The organism is Mesorhizobium sp. M0062, assembly GCF_040323125.1.
Classification (GTDB): domain Bacteria; phylum Pseudomonadota; class Alphaproteobacteria; order Rhizobiales; family Rhizobiaceae; genus Mesorhizobium.
The window spans coordinates 1-8,609 of sequence record NZ_JAMYUO010000053.1; the positions used below are offsets into that span (position 1 = coordinate 1).

Annotated in this window: 8 protein-coding genes and 1 pseudogene; 4 read left to right on the forward strand and 5 right to left on the reverse strand. The window is 63.5% G+C overall.

Going from position 1 to position 8,609, the window contains the following annotated elements; genetic code table 11:
- Positions 1-161 precede the first annotated feature (161 nt).
- Complete coding sequence (locus tag NKJ64_RS30230) at positions 162-521, reverse strand: hypothetical protein (RefSeq protein ID WP_023744109.1); 360 nt, start codon at positions 519-521, stop codon at positions 162-164.
- Positions 522-609: 88 nt separating this feature from the next.
- On the reverse strand, positions 610-1,758 hold the full coding sequence (locus tag NKJ64_RS30235) for an amidohydrolase (RefSeq protein WP_352463814.1): 1,149 nt from the start codon (positions 1,756-1,758) through the stop codon (positions 610-612).
- 278 nt (positions 1,759-2,036) lie between these two features.
- Here NKJ64_RS30235 and NKJ64_RS30240 point away from each other — a divergent pair.
- The 4 genes and pseudogenes from NKJ64_RS30240 to NKJ64_RS30255 form a co-directional block, all read left to right on the forward strand.
- Positions 2,037-2,378: pseudogene (locus NKJ64_RS30240) on the forward strand (DJ-1/PfpI family protein); the annotation flags it as partial.
- Between the two features lie 97 nt (positions 2,379-2,475).
- Complete coding sequence (locus tag NKJ64_RS30245; RefSeq protein ID WP_023669693.1) at positions 2,476-3,033, forward strand: GlxA family transcriptional regulator; 558 nt, start codon at positions 2,476-2,478, stop codon at positions 3,031-3,033.
- Positions 3,034-3,101: 68 nt separating this feature from the next.
- Positions 3,102-3,383, forward strand: coding sequence for a type II toxin-antitoxin system ParD family antitoxin (locus tag NKJ64_RS30250; protein ID WP_023669694.1), 282 nt, complete (start codon positions 3,102-3,104; stop codon positions 3,381-3,383).
- Positions 3,380-3,694 carry a type II toxin-antitoxin system RelE/ParE family toxin gene (locus tag NKJ64_RS30255; protein WP_023669695.1) on the forward strand — a complete coding sequence of 105 codons (315 nt, stop codon included), beginning with the start codon at positions 3,380-3,382 and terminating at the stop codon, positions 3,692-3,694. Before NKJ64_RS30250 ends, NKJ64_RS30255 begins: the two co-directional genes overlap by 4 nt.
- Here NKJ64_RS30255 and NKJ64_RS30260 read toward each other — a convergent pair.
- The 3 genes from NKJ64_RS30260 to eglC are packed head-to-tail and all read right to left on the reverse strand — an operon-like array spanning position 3,681 to position 8,189.
- The gene (locus NKJ64_RS30260; RefSeq protein WP_352463815.1) at positions 3,681-5,000 is read right to left on the reverse strand and encodes an HlyD family type I secretion periplasmic adaptor subunit; all 1,320 of its coding nucleotides are present in this window, start codon (positions 4,998-5,000) and stop codon (positions 3,681-3,683) included. The genes NKJ64_RS30255 and NKJ64_RS30260 overlap by 14 nt on opposite strands.
- 3 nt (positions 5,001-5,003) lie before the next feature.
- Positions 5,004-6,764: a type I secretion system permease/ATPase gene (locus NKJ64_RS30265; RefSeq protein WP_023669697.1), complete on the reverse strand. Its 1,761-nt coding sequence runs from the start codon at positions 6,762-6,764 to the stop codon at positions 5,004-5,006.
- Positions 6,765-8,189 (reverse strand): endo-1,3-1,4-beta-glycanase EglC, encoded by a 1,425-nt coding sequence (gene eglC, locus NKJ64_RS30270; protein ID WP_023669698.1) that lies wholly within the window; start codon positions 8,187-8,189, stop codon positions 6,765-6,767. It lies immediately after the preceding gene.
- Between the last annotated feature and the right edge of the window lie 420 nt (positions 8,190-8,609).

Genomic DNA, 8,609 nt, shown 5'->3' on the forward strand with positions numbered 1-8,609 from the left:
GCGCGAGCACAAGAAGCTCGCTCTGCCCCAAGCCGCATGACCAGCATCATGGCTGCCCCATTTTGCAGAACTTGACGCACACAACCTGGGAGGGATTGAGGGTGGGGGTATTCGTAGGGCGCAAGCCTCCGCTATGGTCCCTGTGCAAACCAATCCCAGCCCTACGGATATTTCCCCGGCTTTGGTGCGTAGATTTGCGGATCGAAGTCCAAATCCTTCGGCAGCGGCAGGCTCGAGCACTGCAGATGCATCTGGCGCGCCAACAGCCTTCGCTGCTGCTGCTCATGCTCCTTGATGGCCGCCACGAGGCCCATGCTGTAGGGCCCCAGCACGACGCCGGCGGCCCATCCCGGATGCTCCTTCTCGCGCGCGTCGTAATTCATGGCATCGGTGCGGGCCTGCTGGCATTCCGGCGTCGCCCATTTCGGGTCTTGGGTCGAGAGCGAGGCTCCATACTGGACCGGAGACGATACGCACCCTGCCACTGTCGCAGTCAACGCGACGACCATTGCAATTCTCATCCGCAAGCCCCTCCTAATGTAGGAGGCGACTACAAGACGATTCCAGCGGGAAAAAGGCAGCTTCAGGATGCGGATTTTGCAGGGCCGCTCACCCCAGCAGGTTGCGCGCCGTGCGCATGAAGATCTTCGAACCGATCGGGATCAGATCGTCGGGAAAATCATAATCGGGATTGTGCAATGACGGGGTGCGCTCGCCCGCGCCGAGGAAGAACATCGCCGACTTCGCCTTGTGGCCGAAGATGCCAAAATCTTCCGAAGCGCGCATCGGCAGGGCTTCCTCGCTGCGCGCGACGCCCGCTTCGTCCAGCGCGCGGTTGAGATGTTCCACCGCGTCCGGCGCATTGACGCTGGCGACGAAGATTTCGTGATAGTCGCAGCGCACGGACAGGCGGTGCTCGGCAGCTATCCTGGCGGCCAGCGCCTCCGCAGCTGCGACCAGCTCCGCCATGCGCTCGTCACGCCTTGTGCGCAGCGTCGCCCAAACCTCGGCGTAGCCGGGCGCGATGCCGAACACGGCCTCGCCCATCGTCGCATGGGTGACGGTGACCATGCTGAAATCGTCATCGGCGAAAGTGCCGCGCCCCAGTGCCGGAAGCGCCGGCATCAGCTGGCTGATCGCCGGCATCGGCGACACGCCGGTTTCGGGCATGGAGGAATGCGCGGTCTTGCCGTCCAGCACGATGCGGATGCCGCGCGAGGCGCAGTTGACGACGCCGGGCTTGAGACGCACCTCGCCGAACGGCACGCCCGGCAGATTGTGCAGCGAGAAGGCGAAGTCCGGCGCGATCTCGCCAAAGCGTGGATCGGCGACGACGCCGGCCGCACCATTGCCGGTCTCCTCCGCCGGCTGGAACATCAAGACGACGCGGCCGCGGGCCGGCCGCTCACGCCCGAGCTGGCGGCCAAGTGCGGCGAGGATCGCGGTGTGGCCGTCATGGCCGCACATATGCGACTTTCCCGGCACCTGCGAGGCATGCTCGACGCCCGAAAGCTCCTCGATCGGCAGCGCATCGATCTCCGAGCGGAACAGCACCGTCGGTCCCGCCTGGCCGCTGTCATAGACCGCCGCCACGCCATGACCGCCGAGGCCGGTCAGCACCTTGTCCGGCGCTGTATCGGCGAGGAAGCTGACGACTTCCTTGGCGGTCTGTTCTTCCTCGTTGGAGATTTCCGGGTTTTGGTGCAGCTTGCGGCGCCATGCCGTCAGCTCGATGATATCGCGATTGGTGAGGGTCATGGCTTGGGCTCCGCTTTGGTGCTGCAGGTTACACAAACACGATAGGGTTTTTCTCACGCCGTGCCATGCTGATCAATTCCACTGGTCCATCTGCCTGTCTTGTGTGAGCGTAGATGACGACATCCCATGACCACCACACAACCCAGAGAATTTCCAGCTCCGCACTGAGGCCGTCGATCTCATCTCCGACATCCGGTGGCTTCTCCTGAAAAGCGCCGCGTGCTCGCCTGTGCGACATCTTTGCTTCCATCCACCCGAAGGAACGTTTCGGAGCAACAATGGCCAGGCGGTTTGCGTTTCTCTTGGTTCGCGACTTCACGCTGTCGCCGCTGTCGCTGTTCATCGACACGCTGCGGCTGGCCGGCGATGAAGGCGACCGCAGCCGCCGGATCGAGTTCGACTGGGAGATCGTCGGCGAGCGTGGCCTGCCGATCCGGGCGAGTTGCGGTGTCGAGTTGCTGCCGACCAAGGCGATCGGCAATCCGCAGGAGTTCGACAATGTCGTCGTGGTCGGTGGCCTGCTCGACACCAACCGCAGCCTCAGCTCCGAAAAGGAGGCCTTCCTGTTGCGGGCGGCCGAAAAGGGCGTGCCGCTGACGGCACTCTGCACCGGCAGCTTCGTGCTCGCGCGCTACGGTCTGCTCGATGGCTACAGTGCTGCCGTCAGCTGGTTTCACATCAAGGATTTCCGCAGCCAATTCCCTGATGTGAACGCCCATGCCGACAGCCTGTTTTCCGTCGATAGGGGCCGCTCCGACCTGCGCCGGAGGCACGGGTGCGGCCGACCTTGCCGGCCATTTCGTGTCGCAGTTCATCGGCCGCAAGGCTGCGGAAAAAGCCGCCAAGATCCTCGTGCTCGACCGCATCCGCTCGAGCCTGGATGTGCAGCCCGTCGGCGATCTCTTTCCGGCCGCGTCGAGCCGAGCGGTGAAACGGGCGCTGCTTCTGATGGAAAGCAATCTCCAGGAGACGCTGTCGGTCGCCGAGATCGCGGGCCGGTTGCATTTATCCCGGCGCCAGCTTGAGCGGCTGTTCGGCGCCGAGCTCGGCATCGGCCCGATGGCCGCCTATCTTGCGCTGCGCGTACATCAGGCCAAGTCGCTGCTGGAGGGGAGCGACTTGGCAATCGGCGACATCGCCTACCGCTGCGGTTTTCCCAATGCCGGCCATTTCAGCCGTGTCTTCCGCCATCAGACCGGTATCACGCCGACCCATCTCAGGCATCCGAACCGAATGTCCGGTGTCTTTGCCGACGGCAAGGGGAGCGGTCCCTAAGCCTATATTGGGGCGTGCGATCTCGCCGTTGGTATGATAATATCATACCAACCTGATAGGAGGGATCCATGTCCGCCACCGAAAAACGCACCTTCAGCCTGCCGGCCGAGCAGGCTGCTTTCATCGACCAGCTCGTTCGGTCCGGCACATACGCGACCAGCAGTGAAGTGATCCGCGCCGGTCTTCGCGCATTGCAGGAACGCGACGCCGCCGTGGAGCGCTGGCTGCGTGAGGAGGTCGCGCCGACCTATGATAGGTGGAAGGCAGACCCCTCCCAGGCCATCCCGGCCGACAAGTCTTTTGACAGCATTCGCGCACATCACGCAGCTCGCCTCAAGGGGAACGTGTGAAGCGCCGGCATGTTGTCCTTTTGCCGGAAGCCCAGACGGACCTGTTATGGATATACGATACGGTCGCTCACGCATCCGGCAACCTCACCGCCCTTCGCTACATCGAGCGGATCGAGCGATTTTGCCTGGGTCTCGACTATGCCTCGGAACGCGGAACCCTAAGGGATGATGTGCGGCCGGGGCTTCGCATCGTTGGCTTCGAGCGCCGCCTGACTGTGGCCTTCACCGTAGAAGGCGACCAGGTGGTGATTCTCAGGGTGTTCTACGGCGGCGTCAACTGGGAGGACGAGTTGGCGCCTATCGCTCCGTGAACGCGCGCGCGAACGAGTCCAGCATCGGCCGCGCCAGATATTCGAGGAAGGTTCGGTCGCCGGTGCTGATAAACGCCTCGACCGGCGTTCCCGGGTAAAGCTGCTCGGCTTTCACGCCCTGCGGCAGCGTGTCGGTGATCTTCAGCCTGGCGCGGAAATACGCCTCATGCGTGGTTTCATCGATCAGCCTGTCGGCGGAAATTTGCGTCACCGTAGCCGGGACCTCAGGGGTGAGGCGCGCGTTCAGGGCGGACAGCCTGAGCTTCGCCGGCTGGCCGACGCGAACCAGATCCACGTCCTTCGGCCGCAGCTTCGCGTCGACGATGAGGCCCGACGCGGTGGGCAGGATCTCCATGATCTTCTGCCCCGGCGCAATCACGCTGCCTTTGGAGTTGTAGATCGAGGATACCACGATGCCGGCTGCCGGCGCCTTGATCGTCGTGCGCCCCAGCACCGCCTCGGCTGCGGTGATCTGTTCGCCGATGTCGGCCAGGCTGGTGCGAACCTCGTCGAGCTTGGTCAGCGCGTCCTCGACGCGCTGCGTGGTCGCGCGCTCGACCTGCGCCTGGGCTTCGACGATCTGCGTCTTGGTCGCTGCGATATCCGCCTCCAGCGCGCCGGCCTGGCCGACCAGATCGGCCTCGCTGCGCAGAAGCTGCGAATATTCGCTGCGGTTGGTGAGACCCTTGTCGAGCAGGCCGGTCTTGATGCCGAGTTCCTTCTTCACGATCTCGGCCTGTTGCTGGATGGCGAGTTTCTGCGCCTCCAGGCCCAGCGCCGACTCACGATGCATGGCGACGCGCTGCGCCAGGATCGACTGCTCGGAGCGGAACCGGGCGAGCCTGGCCTCGAACTCCTTCTGCTGTTCGTGCACCAGATTGTCGAAATCGCGCTGGAACGGCGCGGGTGCTGCTTCGGCGATCGGCGCCAGCCTGTCCGATCCGTCGCGCTCGGCCTCAAGTCGCGCGGCACTTGCCCTGAGCGCGATCGTCTGTCTGGTCAGCCGGTTGAGGTCGGTCTCGGCCGCCCTGCGGTCGAGCAGGACCAGCGGTTCGCCTTTTTGCACGCGGTCGCCTTCATGCACCAGCAATTGCTCGATGATGCCGCCCTCGGGGTGCTGGATGAGGATGTTGCCGCCCGTCGCCGAGATCGTGCCGGAGGTGATCACCGCGCCGTATAGCGGCGCGTTCGCCGCCCAATAACCGAAGCAGCCGACGAAGAGCGCTATGGCCACGTAGCCGACGACGGCCATGCGGCGGAAGTCGGTGCGCGGTCGACCTTCGAAGGCGAGGCTCTGCTGCATCATCGTCTATGACCCGAAGCGGACGCTGTGCGGGCGCACGGTCGGCACGAACGAGCCTGTCACCACCGCGCTCCCGGCCTTGCCGGCCGCCGGTTGCCTCAGCACCTCGCTCGCAGGGCCGAAAGCTTCGACCATGCCGTTGCGCAGGACCATGACGCGGTCGCAGGCCGCGGCGATCGAAGGGCGATGCGTGATGACGACTGTCGTGACGCTTACACTTCGCGCGGCCGAAAGCATCCCTTCGAGCGCCGCCTCCCCACTGCCGTCGAGATGGGCGTTGGGCTCGTCCAGCACCAGCATGCGTGGCTTGCCGTAGAAGGCGCGCGCCAGCCCTATCCGCTGGCGCTCGCCGCCCGATAGCACGGTATGCGACGGGCCTATCATGGTCTGATAGCCGTCGCGCAGCGTGAGAATCAGCTCATGCGCCTCGGCGCGCCTGGCCGCTTCGACGATCGCGGCGTCATCGGCGTCGGGTTCGAAGCGGGCGACATTTTGCGCGATCGATCCCGGGAAAAGCTCCACCTCCTGCGCGAGATAGCCGATATGCCTGCCAAGCTGGGTTTCGTCCCAGCTCCTCAGGTCGGCGCCGTCGACCCTGACCGCGCCGCCGGTCGGCTGCAGCGCGCCCACAAGCAATTTCGCCAGCGTCGATTTGCCGGCCCCGCTCGGGCCGACGATCGCCACCGCTTCGCCGGCGCCGATGGCAAAATTCAACCGCTTGAGGATGGGCTCCGTGCCGAAAGCCGCAGTCGGCGCGATGAAGAACAGATCCTGCACCGAAATCGCGCCCAATGGATCGGGCAGTGCGAGCTTGCGCCCCTGCGCTGGTTGCGCCGCAAGGGCGGTGTCCAGCCGCTTCCAGCATCGCTTGGCGTCGACGATCTGCCGCCAGGATCCGATCAGCTGGTCGAGCGGCTGCAGCGCGCGCGACGACACCAGCGACGAAGCGAAGATCATGCCGGCGGTCATCTGCCCTTGTAGCACCAGCCACGCGCCGGCGCCGAGGATCGCCAGTTGCAGCATCATGCGCAGCGCCCGCGACGTCGCGCTGAAGATCGCATTGGCGCTTCCGGAACGGTCATGCAGGGTCAGCGCCTCAGCAACGTGCTGTCCCCAGACCGCGGCGGCATTTTGCACCATGCCCATGGCGCGCAGCGTGTCGGTGTTGCGGGCGAAGGCCTGCTCCGCCTGGCTGGCCACCGCCGAGCGTTCCGCCGACATGGCATCGTTCCTGCCGATGGCAAGCTGGTTGGCCACGACCAAGAGAAACAGCAGCACGGCGCCGGCGAGCGTCAGCCAGAACAGGACGGGATGGATGAAATAGAGCAAGGCCAGGAAGACGGGCGCAAACGGCAGGTCGAACAACACCGCCACGCCGCGCGACCTGATGAAGGCGCAAGTCGTGGCAAGGTCGTTCAGCGGCGACAGCCCGCTGCCGGCATGTCTGGCGCCAAGCGAGGCGGCGAATGTCCGCGCGCCCAGTTTCTGGTCGACGGTGGCCGCAACACGTTGCGCGTAGATGGCGCGGACCGCGTCCAGCAGGCCGAGGAAGGCGAGCGCGAGGACCGCCATGGCCGAGAGATAAAGCAGCGTCTCGACGCTGGAGGACGGCAACACCCGGTCATAGACCTGCAGCAGATAGAGCGGGATCACCAGGAGCAGGATGTTGATCAGCAACGAAAAGATGCCGATGTCGGCGATGCCACGCAGGAAGACCGGGCGCAGGCCGATGGCCGCATCGCTGATTGGCGCGCGGTCTCGCGACATCTAGACCGCGTGCTCGGCTGTCGTGCTCAGATGGCTCTGCTGCAAATCGTTCAGCGTATAGGCGTGGATATAGTCGATCTTCATTTGCGCGGGCGTCGCCAGATGGTCGGGCGGCGCGCCGGCTTGACCGCCGACCGCAAGGTCGACCAGCATATACATGGGCTTGTTCATATCGGACGGCGTCGCCGCTTCCGCGACCTGGACGCCATCATAGGTCCAGACCAGCTTGTCCGGCGTCCACAACAGGCCATAGGTGTGATAGCCGTCGGTGTTGGAGACATTCACCGTCGACCCGACCGTGGTGTGGGTTCCCGTCTCATTTGTGTGCGCGGTCATGAGAAGCGCATTCGGGTTCTGCCCATACATTTCGATCACGTCGAGTTCCGGGGGCCATGAACCGTCTTCGGGCAGAAGCCAGAAGGCCGGCCACGCGCCGGCATTTTCCGGGAGATCGGCCCGCATTTCGAAATAGCCATAGGTCTGCGAGAAGGTGTCGTGCGTCGTCAGTATGCCGGAAGTGTATTCGTAATTGTTGATCAGCGGCTTGATGTCGTCGGGCGCATGCGCCGCGGTTATGGTGAGCACGCCGCTTGCGACGCTGAACGGATGGACCGAGCTGGTCGGCGCATAATTGGCGTCGATATACCATTGCAGCTCGCCGTTCTGGGGCTGCGAGCTGCCGTTCTGCGCCCCCCACCAGAAATTGGAATCCCAGATGCCGCTCTGGCCGTTCCACAGGCTCAGCGTGTTGAAATCGTCGTTGAAGGACAGCGTCATGCCGGTCTTGTCGATCGGCAGCTCGAACTGGCCGGGCTGAAATTTGTCGATCGTGGTGTTGTGGAACACCAGCACCTCGCTCGAGCCGAGGTTCAGCTGCACGTTCGATCCCACCTGGACCATATTGGCGTGGACGGCCTCGAACGAGGTGAAGGCATAGCCGTTGAGGCGCACCGTGTCGGTCGCGCCGAAATCGGAGATAAGGTCGCTGCCATTGCCCTTGGTGATGATAAAGGTGTCGGCGCCGGCGCCGCCGATCAGCACGTCATTGCCCTTGCCGCCGTCCAGCGTCTGGCTGCCAGCGCCGCCCGTTATGATGTTGTCCTGAGCATTGCCGAAGGCATAGTGGCCGTCGCCGGTGACGACGAGGTTCTCGAAATTGGCGGGCAGCTTGTAGCTCATCCAGGTATCGATCGTGTCGACGCCCGCGCCGTAGTTCTCGACCGCTTTGTTGATCGTCGAATAGAGATGGTAATAGTCGTCGCCCGCGCCGCCATACATGGTGACCTTGACGTTGGTGTCGCCCCAGAAGGAATCGTTGCCCGAGGTGCCGTAGCGGTAAGGCGCGCCTCCAGTCGCCGAGAACCAATGGGTGGAAGCGCCGGTATACGGAAGTGGAATGCCTTTGGCGTTGAGGACTGTGGTCATTCCGACACTCCTTGCGCGTGCTGCCTTGGTCGTTCGACAACCTTCGAGCGACCATTTCGGATCAACTCTTAAATTGATCCGTCGTTCCAGGGAATCATTCTATAGTACACCAAGGAGATCGTCGCCCATCATTTAATAGATAATGCCGAAGGCGTTAAGCTGATCCTAATACAACTTTGTAGGAGAGACTTACAATTTTAATAAATTGTGAGATCCGCGCCGAAAAGTTAGGCAACCTGTCAATGATGCATGCAATTTGACGCGACACGACCGCCTGCCTGAGGCGGCGGTCGAAGTCGCGGGCGGATGGCCGCGGGCAAAGGGCTCAAGAAAATGGTTGTGTGCGTCAAGTTCTGCAAAATGGGGCAGCCATGATGCTGGTCATGCGGCTTGGCGCAGAGCGAGCTTCTTGTGCTCGCG